Genomic DNA, 18,065 nt, shown 5'->3' with positions numbered 1-18,065 from the left:
TTTTCTGCGACAGACAGCGCGATGTGCCGATGTTTCAATCGGCGTATCCGGTGCCTGATGCGGTCGCCCGTCCGGGCGCTCCGCCGTTCGTTGAAAAGGGGGATTGCAGTGCACGTTTCCGAATCGACCCGAGGCGACCCTCGCGTGACGGAGCGCCGTCGTCCGGACGGCCGCTCGCTGCATCACGCGTTCGCCCAGCGTGCGCGCGAATTCCCGGCGCGCATCGCGGCGTCCGACGCGACGCGACGGCTGACCTATGCGGAGCTCGACCACCTGGCGTCGGCGTTCGCGCGCGAGCTGCGCGAACGGGGCGTCGCGCGCGGCGCGCTCGTCGGCCTCTACATGACGCGCGGCGTCGACATGCTCGTCGCGCTGCTCGGCATCCTGAAGGCGGGCGGCGCCTATCTGCCGATCGATCCGGCCTATCCGCGCGAACGCATCGCGCACGTCGTCGCGGACAGCGGCGTCGAAGTCGTCGTCTGCACGTCCGACACGCTCGAGCGGCTGCCCGGCGAGAACCTGGCGAACGTGCGCGCGCTCGCGCTCGACGCGATGCTGCCCGCGCTCGCGGCGAGTGCGTCCGAGGACGGCTACGTCGATCCGGAATCGAGCCCGGACGATCTCGCGTACGTGATCTACACGTCGGGCTCGACCGGCCAGCCGAAGGGCGTGATGGTCGAGCATCGCAACGTGCTGCACCTGGTCGAGCAGGCCCGCGCGTGGTTCGAATTCGACGCGTCCGACGTGTGGTCGCTGTTCCACTCGATCGGCTTCGACTTCTCGGTGTGGGAAGTGTGGGGCGCGTGGCTGACCGGCGCGCAGGTCGCCGTCGTGCCGTACGCGGTGTCGCGGGAGCCGGCCGCATTCCACCGCTGGCTCGCGCACCACCGCGTGACGATCCTCAACCAGACCCCGTCGGCGTTCCGGCAACTCGATGCGGTCGATCGCGGCGCGTCCGTGCCGCTCGCGCTGCGCTACGTGATCTTCGGCGGCGAAGCGCTGCCGCCGTCGCTGGTCGCGCCGTGGCTCGCGCGCCACGGCGACGCGCGTGCGCAGCTCATCAACATGTACGGCATCACCGAGACGACCGTGCACGTGTCGTTCAAGCGGATCACGCCACGCGACACGCAGGCGGCGGCAAGCCCGATCGGCCTGCCGCTGCCGCACCTGCGGCTGCACCTGCTCGACGCGCACGGGCGGCCCGTCGCCGACGGCGCGACGGGCGAGATCTACGTCGAGGGCGACGGCGTCGCACGCGGCTACCTGAACCGGCCCGAACTGACCGCGGCGCGCTTCGTGCAACTGCGCTGCCCGCTAACGGGCGAGCCGGTGCGTGCGTACCGGACGGGCGACCTCGCACGGCGCGACGAGGACGGCGAATACGTGTACGTCGGCCGCGCCGACGAGCAACTGAAGATTCGCGGCTTCCGGATCGAGCCCGGCGAGATCGAGGCGACGCTGATGCAGGGTGGGTGGCTAGATGCGTGCCACGTGGGCGGCCACGACTACGGCGAAGGCGATTGTCGACTGGTCGCGTACGTCGTGCCGGCGCACGATGCGCAGCGCACGACCGACGCGACGATAGCCGGCCTGAAGGCGCGCGCGGCCGCGCATCTGCCGGATCACATGCGGCCGTCGGCCTACGTCGTGCTGGCCGCGTTGCCGCTGACCGCGCACGGCAAGATCGACAAGCGCGCGCTGCCCGCGCCCGAAACGGCGGCGTGGGCGCCGGCCGCGCAACCGGACGCGGACGCGCCGCGCACCGACGAACTGGCCGCCGTGCTGCAGGTGTGGCGCGAGCGGATCGGGCTCAAGGGCATCGGGCCGGACGACGATTTCTTCGGGTTCGGCGGCACGTCGCTCGCGCTGATTCGCTCGTTCGTCGAACTGAAATCGCGTTATGGCGTCGAGTTCGAGCTCGGCGCGCTCCAGCGCGGCGCGACGGCCGCGGCGCTCGCGGGCTTCATCCGGTCGCGTCGCGACGATGCGCCGGTTCAGGCTTCCTGATGCGCTTAACGTCGTGTGCGTCGCTCGTTGCGCTGCTCGTCATCCTGCCCGGCTGCATGCTCGGGCCGACGTACCGGCCGCCCGACGCGGCGTCGCTGAAGATCCCTGCCGCGTGGCACGCGACGCTGCCGCATGACGGCAGCGTCGTCGCGCTCGCGCACTGGTGGCGGCAGTTCGACGATCCGGCGCTGACGGCGCTGATCGACGCGGCGCAGGCGGACAGCCCGACGATCGACGCGGCGCTCGCGCGGATGCGGCAGGCGCGGGCGAGCCGCGCGAGCAGCGTGGCCGGCCTGCTGCCGAAACTCGACGGCATCGCGTCGTTCAACCGGTCGAACGCGAATACGCAGGCGGTGACGTCGAACGACGTCAGCCAGTCGACGTCGGTGCAGAGCGGCGAGCTCGACACGTCGCGCGCGGGCCTGCAGGCGTCGTGGGAACTCGATCTGTTTGGCAAGGCGCGGCGCGGGCTGCAGGCCGGCGATGCGCGCGTCGCCTCGCGCGTCGGCGAATGGCATGACGCGCGCGTGAGCGTCGCGGCCGACGTGGCCGACGCGTATTTCCGCACGCGTGCGTGCGAATCGCTCGTCACCGCGCAGGAGGACGAGCAGCGCTCGCGCGCCGCGACGGACGCCGTGACGCGGCAGCGCGTCACAGCCGGCTTCCTGTCGCCGACGGATGCGACGCTGCCGCAGGCGTCGCTAGCGGAGGGCGAAGACGTGCTGGCGCGCCAGCGCGCCGAGTGCGAGGCGGACCGCAACGAGCTCGTCGCGTTGACCGGCCTGTCGCGCGATGCGCTCGACACGCGGCTCGCGGTGGGCTACGCGACGGTGCCCGAGCCGCGCGGCGGTGCGCTCGACACGCTGCCGGCGCGCACGATCGAGCAGCGGCCCGACGTGCGTGCGTCGGAGCGCACGTTGGCGGCGGCCAATGCGGAGATCGGCGCGGCGATCGCGGCGCGCCTGCCGTCGGTGTCGCTGTCCGGCTCGATCGAGATCGACCGCTATCAGGTCGGCGGCGGCCAGTCGTTGACGCTGCGGCCGTGGATGTTCGGCCCGACGCTCACGCTGCCGCTGTTCGACGGCGGCACCGGCGCGGCGCGCGTCGAAGGGGCGCGCGGGCGCTACGACGAGGCGCTCGCAAACTACAAACGAAAGGTCAGGCAGGCAGTGATGGAAGTCGAAAACGCGTTGGTGCGGGTCGAGGCATCGGTTGGGCGTGAACGGGCCGCGCTCGTCGCGCAGGAGAACTACCAGCGCTACGCGCAGACCGTCGAGCGGCGGTTTCGCGTGGGCTCGAGCGACGTGCTCGAAGTCGAGACCGCGCGCCGGCAGTACGTGACGAGCCGGCAGTCGGTCGCGTCCGCGCAGCTCGAGCGCGCACAGGCATGGGTGGCGTTGTACCGCGCGGTTGGCGGCGGTTGGCAGGCGGTCGGCGCAGCGGACGATGGGCACGCCCGGACGGATGCGGCGCACGCTGCGCCGGCGGCGAAGCCTGAGCAGGCGACGGGCGATGTGCCCGCTGCGAGCGACGCGCGCACGGCGGGCGGCACGCGGATCGTAAGCGAGGCGGCGCGATGACCGGCCGGCACACCACGCGCGCGGCAGCGCTGACGATCGTTGCCGCGATGCTCGCCGGCGGGTGCGGACCGTCTCAGCCGAGCGCGCCGTCGGCTGATTTGGCCGCTCACCCGGGCAAGAACGCGGGCACTGATGCGGGCACAAACGCGGCCTCGCCCCGAACCGGCGATTCATCCGATGCCGCCACCGCCGGTCACGCCGCGCTCGGCGTGCGCCTCGTCGCGCCCGACGTGCGAGACTGGGAGACGCGCGAAGAGGCAAGCGGCGCCATTGCCGCCTATGACGAGATCGAGCTGGCGGCGCCCGGCGAGCTGCCGCTCGCGGCCGTCGATGCGCGCGTCGGCGACCGGGTCCGCAAGGGACAGGTGCTCGCGCGGTTCGACACGGCCGGCCTCGCGGTAAAGCGTGCCGACGCCGACGCGGCCGTCGCCGAGGCGAATGCGCGGCTCGCGCAGGCGAGCGCGCAGCTCGACGGCGCGAGGACCCTCGACGAAACCGGCTCGATCAGCCGGCAGGAGCTGATCAAGGCCCAAACGCAGCAGAAGGTGAGCGTCGCCCAGCTGGCCGGCGCGCGTGCGCGTCTCGCGGGCGTCGAGCTGCAGTTGCGCCGCGCGATCGTGCGCGCGCCCGACGACGGCGTGATCGCGGCCCGCAAGGCGATCGAGGGCGCGGTGCCTGCCGCCGGCGCGACGCTGTTCACGCTGATCCGCGGCGGCCGGCTCGAGTGGCGTGCGCAACTGGGCGCGAGCGCGCTTGCCGCGGTTCGCCCGGGGCAGCCCGTCGAACTCGCGCGCGCAAACGGCGGCACCGCGCGCGGCGTCGTGCGCCAGGTGGCGCCCGTGCTCGACAAGGCGACGCTCGCGGGCATCGTCTACGTCGACCTGCCGGCGGACGCTGGCTTGCAGGCGGGCGGCTTCGCGTCCGGCGCGATCGTGACGGGGCGCACGCGCGCGCTCACGCTGCCCGACGCGGCGGTGGTCGCGCGCGACGGCTTTCATTACGCGTGGACGGTCGACGCGCGCCAGCGCGTCCACCCGGTCAAGCTCGTGCGCGGCCGTGCGCAGGATGGCCGCGTCGAGGTGCTCGCGGGCTTGCGGCCGGACACGCGCGTCGTCGCGTCGGGCGCGGGCCTGCTCGACGAAGGCGACGCGGTGACGATTGTCGCGGGCGGCGACGCCGGCCAGCACGGTGAGCCGGCCGCTGCAAAGCGACCCCCATCTGCATCTGCACCCGAGCGCGTCGCAGGAAACGAGGGCGCGCGATGAACTTTCTCGAATGGTCGGTGCGCCGGCCGCTGCCGACGATCCTGCTGTTCGCGCTGCTGTGCATCGGCGGCGCGCTGGGCTTTCGCGCGTTGCCGGTCGCCGAGCTGCCGAGCGTCGATGCGCCCGTCATCGCGATCGACGCGAGCCTGCCCGGCGCGACGCCGTCGCAGCTCGAGCGCGACGTGACGCGGCCGATCGAGCAGGGCGTGGCCGGGCTCGGCGCGGTCAAGCGCGTGCTGTCGCGCGTGACAGACGGCCGCTCGCACACGACGGTCCAGTTCGCGCTCGAGGCCGATCCGCGCGACGCGCTCGAGCGCGTGCGCGCCGCCGTCGGCCGCGTGCGCGGCCAGCTACCGCCGGACCTGCCGGAACCGGTCGTCGCGCAAGAGCGCATGGAGCGCGTGCTGCTCGTCTATGCGGTGTCGTCGGCACGGCTCGATCCGGTGGATCTGTCATGGTTCGTCGATTCGACGCTGAGCAAGGCGCTGCGCGCGGTGCCGGGTGTCGCGCGGGTCGTGCGGCAAGGCGGCGTTGACCGGCAGATCGACGTCGCGTTGAATCCCGTCGCGCTGCAGGGGTTGCGCATCGATGCGGGCGACGTCGCGAAGCAGGTGCGCGCGCGGCTCGCGGATGCGCCCGCCGCACGCGTCGATATCGACGGCCGTGCGCAGTCGGTGCGGATGGCGCAGGCGGCCTCGGGCGTCGCGGCGCTCGGTGCGTTCGACCTGGCGCTGGGCGACGGCCGGCGCGCGACGCTCGCCGATCTCGCGACGATCCGCGACGCGACCGCGAACCCGACGCAGGCAGCGCTCCTCGACGGCCGGCCGGTGATCGGCGTGCAGGTGATGCAGACGCCAGGCGCGGACGAAGTGCGCGTCGCGCAGGGCGTGCGCGACGCGATCGAGCGGCTGCGGCGCGCGCACCCGGGCGTCGAGGTGCGCGCCGTGGCGGACTACGTCGAGCCGATCCAGCGCGTGTTCGACGGCGCGATGTCCGCGCTGTACGAGGGCTGCGTGCTGGCCGTCGTGATCGTGTGGCTGTTCCTGCGCGACTGGCGCGCGACGCTCGTGTCGGCGTCGGCGCTGCCGCTGTCGATTCTGCCCGCGTTTCTTGCGATGGCATGGCTCGGTTTCTCGCTCAACCAGCTCACGATGCTCGCGCTGATTCTCGTGATCGGCGTGCTCGTCGACGACGCGATCGTCGAAGTCGAGAACATCGCGCGCCACCTCGGCGACGGCAAGCCGCCGCGCGTCGCGGCGCTCGACGGCGCCCGCGAAATCGGCGTCGCGGTGATCGCGACGTCGCTCACGCTCGTCGCGGTGTTCCTGCCGACCGCGTTCATGAGCGGTGCGATCGGCCGCTACTTCAAGCAGTTCGGCTGGACCGCGGCGGCGGCCGTGCTCGCATCGCTGGCGGTCGCGCGGATGCTCACGCCGATGATGGCCGCGTACGGGCTGCGCCGCGCGCCGCCGTCGCACGACGACGGCCGCGCGATGCGCGGCTATCTCGCGTGCGTGCGGTGGTGCGTCGCGCGGCCGTGGCGCTGCCTGCTGGTCGGCGCGGCGTTCGTCTGCGCGTCGCTGGTGGCGCTCGCGGCGCTGCCGAAGGCGTTCCTACAGGCGCAGGATCGCGCGGAGATCGTCGTCGGCGTGCAGGCGCCGCCTGGCAGCGATCTCGACGCGACGCGCGTCGCCGCCGAGGCCGCGCGGCGCGCAGCCGTGGGCATGGCCGAGATCGCGTCGGTGTACACGACGATCGGCGAGCGCGGCGCGGCGGGCGACGCAACCAATGCGGCCGTGCTGACGTTCGCGCTGACACCGCCCGCGTCGCGTGCGCGCTCGCAGGCGCAGGTCGAGGCCGAGCTCGCGCGCCGCTTCGCCGCGGTGCCGGGCGTGCGCTTCACGGTCGGCGACAAGCAGACGGACAAGGTGGTGTCGATCGTGCTGTCGAGCCGCGACGGCGGCCTGCTCGACGACACCGCGCGCCGTGTCGAGCGCGCGCTGCGCGCGGCGCCCGGGCTCGGCGCGGTCGCCTCGACGGCGGCTTCGCGCCGGCCGGCGCTCGCCGTCGTGCTCGACGGGCCGCACGCCGCCGCGCTCGGCGTCACGCGCGACGCGGCGGCCGACGCGCTGCGGGTGGCGACCGCGGGCGACACGCCCGAGCGCCTGCCGCGGCTCGACGTCGGCGGCAGGCAGGTGCCGGTGCGCGTGCATGCGGCGGACGGCACGGGCGACTGGCTATCCCGGCTGACGGTGCCGGGGCGCGACGGCAGCGTGCCGCTGGCGAGCGTCGCACGCCTGGTCGAGGACAGCGAGCCCGCGCAGATCGACCGTCGCGACGGCGAACGCTACGTGACGCTCGACGTCGGGCTCGCCGACCGACCGCTCAGCGACGTGATCGCGCAGGTCGACCGGCTGCCGGCGCTGCGCGACCTGCCGGTCGGCGTGCGCCGCAGCGCGAGCGGCGACGCGGAATCGCTCGACGAGCTGTTCGGCGGCTTCTATTACGCGATGCTGTTCGGCCTCGCATGCGTGTACGGCATCCTCGTGCTGTTGTTCGGCGGCTTCGTGCTGCCGGCGACGGTGCTCGTCGCGCTGCCGCTGTCGCTCGGCGGCGCGGCCGCGACGCTCGCGCTGAGCGGGCTCAGCCTGTCGCTGGCGTCGCTCGTCGGCCTGCTGATGCTGATGGGCCTGTGCACGAAGAACTCGATCCTGCTCGTGCAGTACGTGCTCGTCGCGCGCGAGCGGCAGCGGCTGTCGCGCATCGACGCGATCGTCGACGCCTGCCGCAAGCGCGCGCGGCCGATCGTGATGACGACGTTCGCGATGATGGGCGGGCTGTTGCCGCTCGCGTTCGACGCACAGGGCGACGTGTTCCGCTCGACGATGGCGATCACCGTGATCGGCGGCCTCGTCACGTCGACCGCGCTGAGCCTGCTGCTCGTGCCCGTCGCGTTCGTGCTGCTCGATGCGCTGCAGGCGCGGATCGCGCGGCGGCTCGCGTCGCGCGCGGGCGACACGGCGCATGACGAGGTTCGCGAAGGCCCGGACGAGCATGGCGTGCCATCCAGGCGCGCACGCGAAGCGGTCGATGGCTGATGCGTCGTCTCCGCCTGGGGAAACCCTTCAATCCAGCGACGAGGACATCGTGCCCCCCATCCCGAAAACGCTTCATCAGATCTGGTATCAGGGCGAGCATCTGCTGCCGGACAAGTACCGGCGCTACCGCGAATCGTGGCAACGCCATCATCCCGACTGGACGCTGCGCGTGTGGGATGCGCGCACGCTGCGCGAACACGTCGCCACGCACCAGCGCTGGTTCCTGCCGCGCTACGATGCGTTCGCGCACGACATCCAGCGCATCGACAGCGCGCGCTACTGCGTGCTCGACACGCTCGGCGGCGTGTATGCCGACATGGATATCGAAAGCCTGCGGCCCGTCGATGCGCTGCTCGACGGCCGCGAACTCGTGCTGTCGGCCACGCGCGGCTACAACAACGCGCTGATCGGCAGCGCGCCCGGCCATCCGCTGTGGCGCACCGTGCACGACGCGCTGCGCGACGGCGCGAGCGCGCCGCTCGACGACCTGCCGGCGCGCCTCCGCGAGAGCGCGGCGGTGCAGATCGCGGCGACGACGGGGCCGCGCTTCTTCACGATGTGCATCGAGCGCAGCGGCGTGGCCGCCTGGCCGACGACGCTGTGCTGCCCCGGCGACGTGTTCGAGCCGGACGCTCCGTCCGCGCAGGCGGCGGCCGACGCGGGCGCGTACACCCGTCACGACATGGACCTGAACTGGCAGCCGCCGCACGTGCGACTGCTGTCACGGCTGACGCGCGCGCTGTTCGCCGCGCAGGCGAAGGTGCGCGGCGCGCGGCGCTGACCGCGCGAACGCGGCCGGCGGCACGCCGCCGCCGGTTCGCGCTGCCGATTCGCTCAGTAGGTGTGAACCTCGGCCGGGAACGTGACGGTGCGCGACGGATCGCGCTTGAAATCGAACAGCAGCACGACCCGCGTCTTCGTGCCGCGATTCCATGCCTCGTGCTCGGTGGTGTCGTCGAACACGAGACACGATCCGGCGCTCCAGCCGCGCACCTCCGGGCCGACGCGGATCGCGCAGTTCTCGGACGGCTTCAGGCCGATATGGCAGCGCAGCACCTCGTTCGTGTAGCCGTAGTGCGGGCCGATGTAGGTGCCCGGCGCGAGCGACGAGAACCCGGCGTTCACCAGGCCGGGCACGGTTTCGAGCAGGCGCGCCGTCTCCGGGCACAACAGGCAGTTCTGCTCGACGCGCTGCTCGAGCTTGAACAGCGGAAAGACCGTCCAGTTGCCATCGTAGATGTTCGTCTCGGGCCACTTCATGAAGGCGGCCTGCGCGAGCCCGTCGAGCTCGTGCAGGATGGTTTCCCAGCCCTGCGCGACAGCTTGAAGCGCAGGGAACTGCTCGGGCGGAAAGAACATGGGTGTTGCTCCTCGGCGTTGAAAAAAATGCGTGAAAGGATCAGCTTGCTGCGTTGCGCATGCGGGCGGCGTCGAGCGCCGCGTCGATGCGCGCGGCGAGCGCGGCGGCGAGCGGGGCCAGGTGCGCGCCGCGCACCATGCTCAGGTGGTCGCCCGCCGCGCGATGGAGCGAGACGCCCGCCGCCGTGTGCGCCGCCCAGCCGAGATCCGCGTCAGCGCCGGCCGGGTGCGTGCCGCCGTCGCTGACCCAGACGGCGACCGGCACGCCGAGCGGCGCGGGCGCCGGGCGGCTCGCCAGCGCCTTGTCGGCGGCGAGGTTCGCGCGGTACACGTCGACCATTCGCGCGATCCGGCTCGCGGGCACGTCGGGCGGCACGACGCCGCTCGCCTTCAGCCGTGCGGCGAATGCGTCGATCCGCTCGGCGTGCGTGAGCGGCGCGAGCGCGGCCGCGTCGATCCGCAGGTCGCGGCCGAGCGATTCGGCGAGCGCGGTCGTCATGTATTCGAGCAGGCCCGGCTCGTCGGCGGGCAACTGCGCGGCGAACGCGGCATCGCTCGCGGGCGGTGCGTCGAGCGCGACGACGAGGCACGGGGGGGCGCCGTCGCGTTCGAGCGCACGCGCGACCCACGCGGCGACGCTCGCCCCCCACGAATACCCGACGAGCACGAGCGGCGCATTTTCAGCACCCGCCGCGCCTGCGTCGACGAGCGTGCGCGCATGCGCGGCGGCAATGGCTTCGACGTCGGCGAGCGGCGTCGCATGTTCGTCGAGCCCGGCCGCCTGCAGCCCGAGTACGCGATAGCGCGCGCCGAGCGCGGTGGCGAGCGGCACGAGCGACACGACGAGCCCGGAAATGTCGGGCAGCAGCGCGATCGTCGCGCGGTGAGCGTGCGCGTCGCCGCCGAGCGGGATCACCGCGGCGCCGGACGCGACGTCCGCTCGCACGGGTGTCACGTTCGACGCATCCGCGGCACGATCGACGGCCGCGGCGAGCGCCGCGACGCCCGCGTGCGAAAACAGCGTGGCGAGCGGCAGCGCGACGCCGAAGCGGCGCTCGATCTGCGCGACCAGCTTGACGGCGAGCAGCGAATCGCCGCCGAGCGTGAAGAAATCCGCGTGCAGCGAGTCGACCGGGTGGCCGAGCGTGTCCTCCCACAGCGCGCGCAGCGCGGCTTCGGTCGGGCTGCCGGCTTCGTCACGGGCGGCGGCGGGGGCCTGCGCGGGCGCGGGCAGGCGGTCGCGGTCGAGCTTGCCGTTCGCGTTGACGGGCAGCGCGTCGATCGCGAGCACCCGCGCCGGCACGACGGCGGCAGGCAGGTGCGCGGCGAGATACGCGCGCAGCGTGTCGGCTGCGTCGTGCGTGCCGGCGTCGTCCGTCAGCACCGCGTAGGCGATCAGTTCCTGGCGGTCGTCGTCGTGCGTGACGACGCGTGCGGCCGCCTGCCGGACCCACGGATGCGACGCGAGGCAGGCGTCGATCTCGGTCAGCTCGATGCGGATGCCGCGCAGCTTGACCTGCGCATCGCGCCGGCCGATGAAGTCGAGCGTGCCGTCGCGGCGCCAGCGGACCCGGTCGCCGGTGCGGTACAGCCGTTCGCCGTGCGCGAACGGGTCCGGCACGAAGCGCGAGGCGGTGAGCCCGGGGCGGCCGAGGTAGCCGCGCGCGACGCCGGCGCCGCCGATGTAGAGCTCGCCTTCGACGCCGACGGGCGCGAGTTCGCCGCGTGCATCGAGCACGACGAGCCGGCTGCCCGCGACCGGTGCGCCGATCGGCGCGGCGCCGGCCGGCACGCGGCTCACGAACTGCACGCTGGCCCAGACGGTCGCCTCGGTCGGTCCGTATTCGTTCGCGAGCAGGCACGCGGGGCCGTGCCGGTAGTGGGCGTCGACCACGTTCGCGGTCAGCGTCTCGCCCGCGAGCACGACGACTTCGAGCGGCGCGAGCGCCGCCGGGCACAGGTCCACCGCGAGCTTGTACAGCGACGGCACGCCGAGCCAGCCCGCGACGCGGCCGCGCTCGACCGTGGCCGCGAGCGCACGCGGGTCGCGCGCGCCGTCGGCATCGGGAAGGTGCAGCGTGCCGCCGCTCGCGAGCATCCAGAACAGCGTGGCGATCGAGCTGTCGAAGGCGAGCGACGGCACGAGCAGCATGCTCGCCACGCGCGGGTACGCGGCGAGCCGCGCCGCCGTCGACGCGGCGAGGCTGCGATGGCTGATCGCGACGCCCTTCGGCACGCCGGTCGAGCCGGAGGTGAAGAGGGCGTAGGCGAGCGCATCCGGATGCATGGGCGAATCGAGCGGCGACGCATCGTGCGCGGCGATGTCGGCTGCGTCGCGATCGACGAGCAGCACCGCGCGGGCCGCATCGGCAAAGCGTGGCGCGAGCGCGGCGCGCGTGATCACGAGCGCGGGCCGCGCCTCGCCGAGGATCGTCGCCGCGCGTGCGGGCGGCTGCTCCGGATCGACCGGCACGTACACGCCGCCCGCGCGCAGGATCGCGACGAGCGCGACGATGGCGTCGATCGAGCGTTCGAGCGCGATGGCGACGACGGTTTCCGCGCCGACGCCCCGCGTACGCAACGCGCGCGCGAGCCGATTCGCGGCGGCGTCGAGTTCGGCATAGCCGAGCGTGCGATCGGCGGCGACGAGCGCCGGATGGTCGGGCGTGGCGCGCGCGTGGCGCGCGATCGCATCATGCACGAGCGGCGCGTCGAGCCGCGCCGCGCGCCGGTCGCCGAGCGCGAGCAGTTGCGCGCGCGCCGCGTCGTCGAGGCCGTCGAGCCGCGCGAGCGGCGCGTCGGGCACGCGGGCGATATCGGCGTACAGCCTGCGCAGCCGCGCGCCCAGCGCGTCGATCGTGTCGCGGTCGAACAAGTCCGCATCGTATTGCCAGTCGAGCCGCAGTTGCCCGGACGCCGTGTCCTCGTGCGCGAACAGCGTCAGCTCGAACTGCGCGGCCGTCTCGTCGTCGTCGAACGCGTCGATCGCGAGCCCCGGCAGCCGCATCGCATGCTGCGGCGCGCTCTGCAGCACCAGCATCGCCTGGAACAGCGGCGTGCGGTCGAGCGTGCGCGCCTGGCCCGACGCGGCGACGATCGCCTCGAACGGCACGTCCTGCCATTCGAACGCGTCGAGCACGACGTCGCGCAGGCGGGCCAGTGCTTCGCGTGCGCTCGGCTCGCCGTGGAAGTCGCAGCGCAGCGGCAGCGTGTTCAGGAAGCAGCCGATCATGCGTTCGGCGTCGCGCGACGGCCGCTGCGCGATCGGGCTGCCGATCACGACTTCGTGCTGGCCCGCGTCGCGCGCGAGGAGCCACGCGTAGCCCGCGAGCAGCACGACGAACAGCGTCGTGTCGGCCTGCCGCGCGAGCGCGCGCAGCGCGGCCGTTTCCGCGGCGTCCAGCGTGAACGACACCTTGCCGCCCGCGTGGCTGCGCTGCGCGCGCCGGGGCCGGTCGGTCGCCAGCGCGAGCGCTTCGGGCGCACCCGCGAGCCGCTGCCGCCAGCGCGCGAGCGCCGCGTCGAGGCGCGCGCCGGACGCCGCCGCGCGCTGGCGCGACGCGTAGTCGGCATAGCCGAACGGCAGCGGGTCGAGCGGCGCGTCGTGCGCATAACCGTGCGCGAACTCGCGCGCGAACAGCCCAAGCGACCAGCCGTCGCAGACGATGTGATGCATCGCGACGACGAGCAGCGCGTCGTGCGCGCCGAGCGTCAGCAGGCCGACGCGCAGCGGCGGCGCGGCGGCGAGATCGAAGCGCTCGCGGGCGAAGCTGCGCGCGGCGTCGCGCAGCGCCGCGTCGTCCGCGCCGGCGAGATCGACGATGCGCAGTTCGGGGCGCCAGTCGGCATGCACGCGCTGGCGCGGTGCGTCGCCTTCGAGCGCGAACGTCGTGCGCAGGCTGTCGTGCCGCGCGACGATCGCGTCGATCGCGCGCCGCGCGGCGGCGACGTCGAGCGGCCCGCGCAGGCGCAGCGCGGACGCGATGTGATACAGCGCGCTGTCGCCGCCCGCGAGGCGGTCGAGGAACCAGAAGCGTTGCTGCGCGAACGACAGCGGCGCGGCGGGACCGGCGGTGGGCGTGGCCGCTTGCGCAGGCGAGGGCGAGGCGGCGAGCGCGTCGTCGCGCCCGCTTGCCGGTGGCGTGCCCGGCCGTTCGGCCGGCGGCTCACCGCTCGGGTCGGCCAGCCGTTGCACGCCGTCCGGCTCGACCGCATCCGCGGCCGCATCGATCGCCGCCGCGAGGCCCTGCACGGTCGGATGGTCGAAGATCGTCCGCAGCCGCAGGTCGATCCCATGTTCGTCGCGCAGCCGCGCGGCCACCTGCGTGGCGAGCAGCGAATGGCCGCCGAGTTCGAAGAAGTGGCCGGCGCGGCCGACGCACGCGATGCCGAGGACGTCCGCATAGACCGATGCGACCACCCGCTCGGTCGCGGTCGCCGGGTCGCGCGTGTCGTCGGCGCTCGGGGCCGCGACGGCCGCCGCCTGCTGCACGGACGGCAGCGCGGCGCGGTCGAGCTTGCCGTTCGTCGTGAGCGGCAGGCGCTCGAGCAGCACCACGGCGGACGGCACCATGTGCGCAGGCAGGCGCTTTTGCAGATGCGCGCGCAACGTGCGCGGCAGGTCGCTGGCCTGGCGGAACGGCACGTTGAAGAAGCGCAGCAGATCGTCGTCGTCGGACAGCGACGCGGCGCGCGTGCCGCGCACCGCCGATGCGCCGGGTGCGGCAGCGAGCGATCCGACGAACGCGTCGAATGCGCCGTGCGCGTCGTTCGCCGACCAGCGCAGCCGGCACGCCACACCGGTGGCCGCCACCGCTGCGTCGACGGCCGCCGGATCGACCGCTTCATCGCGCGCGTTCGCTCCGAAGTGCTCAGGCAGCGGCGCGCTATCGTCATCGGCGTCGAGCCACGCGACGAACGCATTCGCCTGCGCGACGCGGGCATTCGGAATGTGCCGGGCGACGACGCCCGCTTCGGCGCGCCGCGCGTCGTCGCACAGCGCGCGGAGATCGGCGGCGGCCGCCGCCCCGACGTCGCGCGGCGTGGCGCTGGTGCGCGCTTCTCTGCCCGTTTCGACACCCGTCTCGCCGCCCGTCTTCGTGATGATCGCGTCGTAGCGGTACGACGCGAGTTCGTTACCACTCGCGAAATGCTTCAGCCGCACGTCGACGTCGGCCACATCGTCGCGCCGGCTGGCGAGCGCATCGAACAGCGCCGGATCGAACAGCAGCTCAAGCTCCTGCTCGATGAGCCGGTTCAATTGTGCGCGCAGCGTGGCACGGTCGCACGCGCCGTCCGTGCGGCGCAGCAGCTTCGTGGCGTGGAACTGCCGCAGCAGCGGCAGGCTGCGCAGGTCGCCGACGATGAGCCGGCCGCTCGGCGCGAGATGGTCGAGCGCGCGTTCGATCACGCGCAGCGCATACGCGGCGTCGGGAAAGTACTGCGCGACCGAGTTGATGACGATCGTGTCGAAATCGGCATCGAGACCGTCGAGCGCGGCGGCTTCCCGCTCGATGAGCGTCACCGTGCGCAGCCCGCGCCGCTCGACGACGCGGCCGAGCCGCGCGATCGCCTGCGCGGAGAAGTCGAGCCCGACGAAGCGCTCGCACGACGCGGCGAGCGGCAGCAACAGCATGCCGCTGCCGCTGCCGATCTCGAGCACGCGGCGCGGCGGCCGTTCCCGGATGCGCGCGAGCATTTCGTCACGCCACATCCGCATCTCGTCGCGCGGGATCGGTTCGCCGTCGTAGCTGTCGGTCCAGCCGACGATGTCGAGCAGCTCGTCGTCAGCCGCGTCGGCGCTGTAGATCATGTCGAAGCTGTCGCGCCAGCCGGGCGCGGTGTCGGGCGCTGCGTCCCCCGTGCCGCCGCCGCTGTCGCGCGGCACCGCATACGCGGCGAGCTGGGCGGCGTCGCCCGCGCCCGCCACGACGATCGCGCAATCGGCCACGGCCGGATGCTCGCGCAGCGCCGCGTCGATGTCGCCGAGCTCGATCCGGAAGCCGCGCAGCTTCACCTGCTGGTCCGCGCGGCCGCGGTATTCGAGCCGGCCGTGCGCGTCGAGGCGGCCGAGGTCGCCGCTGCGGTAGAGCCGGTTGCCGGCGGCGTCGACGATGAAGCGCTCGGCCGTCAGCGCGTCGCGGCCGAGATAGCCGCGCGCGACGCCCGCGCCGCCGACCAGGATCTCGCCGACCATGCCGGGCGGCACCGGCTGCAGATGCGGGTCGACGAGCCGGATCGTCATGTCCGGCAGCGGCTCGCCGATCAGGCTGCCGTTGCGGCCGCGCACGTCGGCGAGCGTGATGCGCCGGTAGGTGACGTGCACGGTCGTCTCGGTGATGCCGTACATGTTGACGAGCACCGGCGCGTCGTCGCCGTGGCGGTCGATCCAGCCGCGCAGGCTCGACAGCTCCAGCGCCTCGCCGCCGAAGATCACGTGGCGCAGCGCGAGCTCGGCCTCGCGGCCGTTGCGCTCCTCCTCGGCGATCAGCTGACGGAACGCCGACGGCGTCTGGTTCAGCACGGTCACGTGCGCGTCGCACAGCAGGTCGTAGAACGCGTCGGCCGTGCGGCGCACCGCCTCGGGCACGATCACGAGCTCGCCGCCGTGCACGAGCGCGCCCCAGATCTCCCACACCGAGAAGTCGAACGCGCTCGAATGGAACAGCGTCCACACGTCGGTCTCGTCGAAACCGAACAGCGGCGCCGTGGATGTGAAGAGCCGCGCGAGGTTGCCGGCCGTCACGCACACGCCCTTCGGGCGGCCCGTCGAGCCCGACGTGAAGATCACGTACGCAAGCGCGTCGGGGTCGGGCGCGGGAAGCGGTCCCGGCGCGACGGGTGGCGCGCTCGCGACGTCGTCGTCGATCGACCACACCGCCGCGTTCGCGTGCGCGGCGGCGGGCAGCGTCGCCGCGAGCGCGCGCTCGGTGAGCACGACGGCGGGCCGCGCGTCTTCCAGCAGCGTCAGCACGCGCGCTTCCGGATAGCCGGGATCGAGCGGCACGTACGCGGCGCCCGCGCGCAGCACGGCGAGCATCGCGACGATCGTGTCGAAGCCGGGCCGGAACCACAGGCCGACGCGCGCGCCGGGGCCGAAGCCGGCGTCGACGAGCCGGTGCGCGAGCGCATCGGCGCGGGCGTCGAGCGTGCCGTAATCGAGCGTCGCGTCGCCGAACCGCAGCGCAACCGCGTCGGGCCGGGCGAGCGCGTGGGCGCGCACGCGTTCGCAGACGGGCTCGAAGCGTGCGTCGGCGCAGGCGGCGTGCGGCGCGTCGTCCGCCGCCGGCTCGCTCGACAGCGGGAGCCTCGACACTGGCAGATCGGGCATGCGCGCCGCGTGTTCGAGCAGCGTGCCGAACTGCGCGGCCAGCCGCTCGACCGACGCGCGCTCGAACAGGTCCGCGTCGAACGACAACGCGAGCGCGAGCCCGTCGCCGTCGCGCGCGAAGAACAGTTCGAGATCGAAGCGCGACGCTTCCTGCGCGACGATCGGTTCGACCGTCAGGCCGCCGAGCGCGAAGGTCGCGTCGGGCGCCTGGTCGAGCATCGTGACGGCGACCTGGAACAGCGGATTGCGGCCCGCTTCGCGCGGCACGCGCAGCTCGTCGACGAGCTTGTCGTACGGCAGCGCCGCGTGGCTCATCGCGTCGCGGATCACGGCCGTCTGCCGGCGCGTCAGCTCGCGCAGGCCCGGATCGCCGGACAGGTCGCCGCGCAGCACGACCATGTTCGCGAAGAAGCCGACCAGCGCCTGCGTCTCGATGCGATCGCGCCCGGACACCGACGTGCCGATCACGACGTCGTCCTGTCTCGCATGGCGCGCGAGCAGCGCCATCAGGCCCGCGACGAGCACGGCGAACAGCGTCGTGCGTTCGTCGCGCGCGATGCGTTCGAGCGCCGCCACGGTATCGGCGGGAATCGCGGCCGACAGCAGCCGCTCGGCCGGCGCCGCGTGGCGCCGTTTGGTGGGGCGGACGCCGCGCGTGCCGTCGAGCGGCAGCTCCAGCGGTGTTGCGCCTGCAAGCTGGGTGCGCCAGTACGCGCGTTCGCGGGCCCAGTCCTCGCCGCCCGCGCGCTGCCACGCGGCGAAGTCGCCATAGGTGATGCCGAGCGGCGGCAGCGCGTGCGGGCGGCCCGCGCGCCGCGCATCGTACAGCCCGATCAGCTCGCGCAGCAGGATGCTCATCGACGTCGCGTCGCCGAACAGGTGATCGAGATGCATCAGCACCGCATGCTCGTGCGCCGACAGCCGCACGATGCGCAGCCGGAACGGGCGTCCGGCCGCGAGATCGAACGGCGTCGCGAACAGCGCGCGCGCCGCGTCGACGAGCGTCGCGTGCCGCGCGGCGTCGGCGCGGCCGCTCCAGTCCTCGACCGCGACGTCGGCGCTGCCGGGCGCGCACACGTGCTGCTCGGGCAAGCCGTCGCGCACGCGGATCGCGGTGCGCAACGCGTCGTGGCGGCGCACCAGTTCGTTCACGCATTCGACGAACAGCGCCTCGTCGAGCGTGCCGCGCAGCCGGAACGCGCTGCCGATCGTGTAGCCGCCGCCGCTTTCGTTCAGTGCGTGCAGGAACCACAGGCGCTGCTGCGCGAACGACAGCGGCGCGGCCGCGCCGGGCGGCCTGCGCGGGATCGCGCGGTCGGGGGCGAGCGCGGCGACGTCGTCGCCCGCGATGGATTTCAGCAGCGCAAGATCGAGATCGAAGTCGAGATCAAGATCGGTTTCGTGGTTCATGGACGCTCCGTCGCTC

The 18,065-nt window shown here is 73.4% G+C and carries 7 protein-coding genes; 5 read left to right on the top strand and 2 right to left on the bottom strand.

All coding sequences use genetic code 11. The features are described from left to right. Positions 1-144: 144 nt before the first annotated feature. Genes ACV22W_RS29590 through ACV22W_RS29570 form a run of 5 tightly spaced genes read left to right on the top strand, consistent with a single transcriptional unit; the run spans position 145 to position 8,731 of the window. A complete protein-coding gene (locus ACV22W_RS29590) occupies positions 145-2,007 on the top strand; it encodes an amino acid adenylation domain-containing protein (protein WP_448022974.1) in 1,863 nt (620 codons plus the stop codon). Beyond that, positions 2,007-3,587, top strand: coding sequence for an efflux transporter outer membrane subunit (locus tag ACV22W_RS29585; protein ID WP_448022973.1), 1,581 nt, complete (start codon positions 2,007-2,009; stop codon positions 3,585-3,587). The genes ACV22W_RS29590 and ACV22W_RS29585 overlap by 1 nt, the downstream gene beginning before the upstream one ends. Then, positions 3,584-4,852 (top strand): efflux RND transporter periplasmic adaptor subunit, encoded by a 1,269-nt coding sequence (locus ACV22W_RS29580; protein WP_448022972.1) that lies wholly within the window; start codon positions 3,584-3,586, stop codon positions 4,850-4,852. The genes ACV22W_RS29585 and ACV22W_RS29580 overlap by 4 nt, the downstream gene beginning before the upstream one ends. Continuing rightward, complete coding sequence (locus ACV22W_RS29575; RefSeq protein ID WP_448022971.1) at positions 4,849-7,950, top strand: efflux RND transporter permease subunit; 3,102 nt, start codon at positions 4,849-4,851, stop codon at positions 7,948-7,950. Before ACV22W_RS29580 ends, ACV22W_RS29575 begins: the two co-directional genes overlap by 4 nt. Before the next feature lie 49 nt (positions 7,951-7,999). Next, positions 8,000-8,731: a glycosyltransferase family 32 protein gene (locus ACV22W_RS29570; RefSeq protein ID WP_448022970.1), complete on the top strand. Its 732-nt coding sequence runs from the start codon at positions 8,000-8,002 to the stop codon at positions 8,729-8,731. 53 nt (positions 8,732-8,784) lie between these two features. On the opposite strand, the gene ACV22W_RS29565 is transcribed toward ACV22W_RS29570, so the two are convergent. Together ACV22W_RS29565 and ACV22W_RS29560 are read right to left on the bottom strand one after the other, a co-directional pair. Continuing rightward, the gene (locus ACV22W_RS29565; protein WP_152860411.1) at positions 8,785-9,309 is read right to left on the bottom strand and encodes an aspartyl/asparaginyl beta-hydroxylase domain-containing protein; all 525 of its coding nucleotides are present in this window, start codon (positions 9,307-9,309) and stop codon (positions 8,785-8,787) included. Positions 9,310-9,349: 40 nt separating this feature from the next. Continuing rightward, complete coding sequence (locus ACV22W_RS29560; RefSeq protein ID WP_448022969.1) at positions 9,350-18,049, bottom strand: amino acid adenylation domain-containing protein; 8,700 nt, start codon at positions 18,047-18,049, stop codon at positions 9,350-9,352. Between the last annotated feature and the right edge of the window lie 16 nt (positions 18,050-18,065).

Source organism: Burkholderia sp. AW49-1 (genome assembly GCF_053427845.1).
Note: the sequence above shows the minus strand (reverse complement) of the source record. Positions and strands in the feature narration are given on the sequence as shown.

Coding starts and splice junctions, on each gene's coding strand:
- ACV22W_RS29585 (WP_448022973.1), top strand. CDS start 2,007: ATGCGCTTAACGTCGTGTGCGTCGCTCGTTGCGCTGCTCGTCATCCTG.
- ACV22W_RS29580 (WP_448022972.1), top strand. CDS start 3,584: ATGACCGGCCGGCACACCACGCGCGCGGCAGCGCTGACGATCGTTGCC.
- ACV22W_RS29575 (WP_448022971.1), top strand. CDS start 4,849: ATGAACTTTCTCGAATGGTCGGTGCGCCGGCCGCTGCCGACGATCCTG.
- ACV22W_RS29565 (WP_152860411.1), bottom strand. CDS start 9,309: ATGTTCTTTCCGCCCGAGCAGTTCCCTGCGCTTCAAGCTGTCGCGCAG.
- ACV22W_RS29560 (WP_448022969.1), bottom strand. CDS start 18,049: ATGAACCACGAAACCGATCTTGATCTCGACTTCGATCTCGATCTTGCG.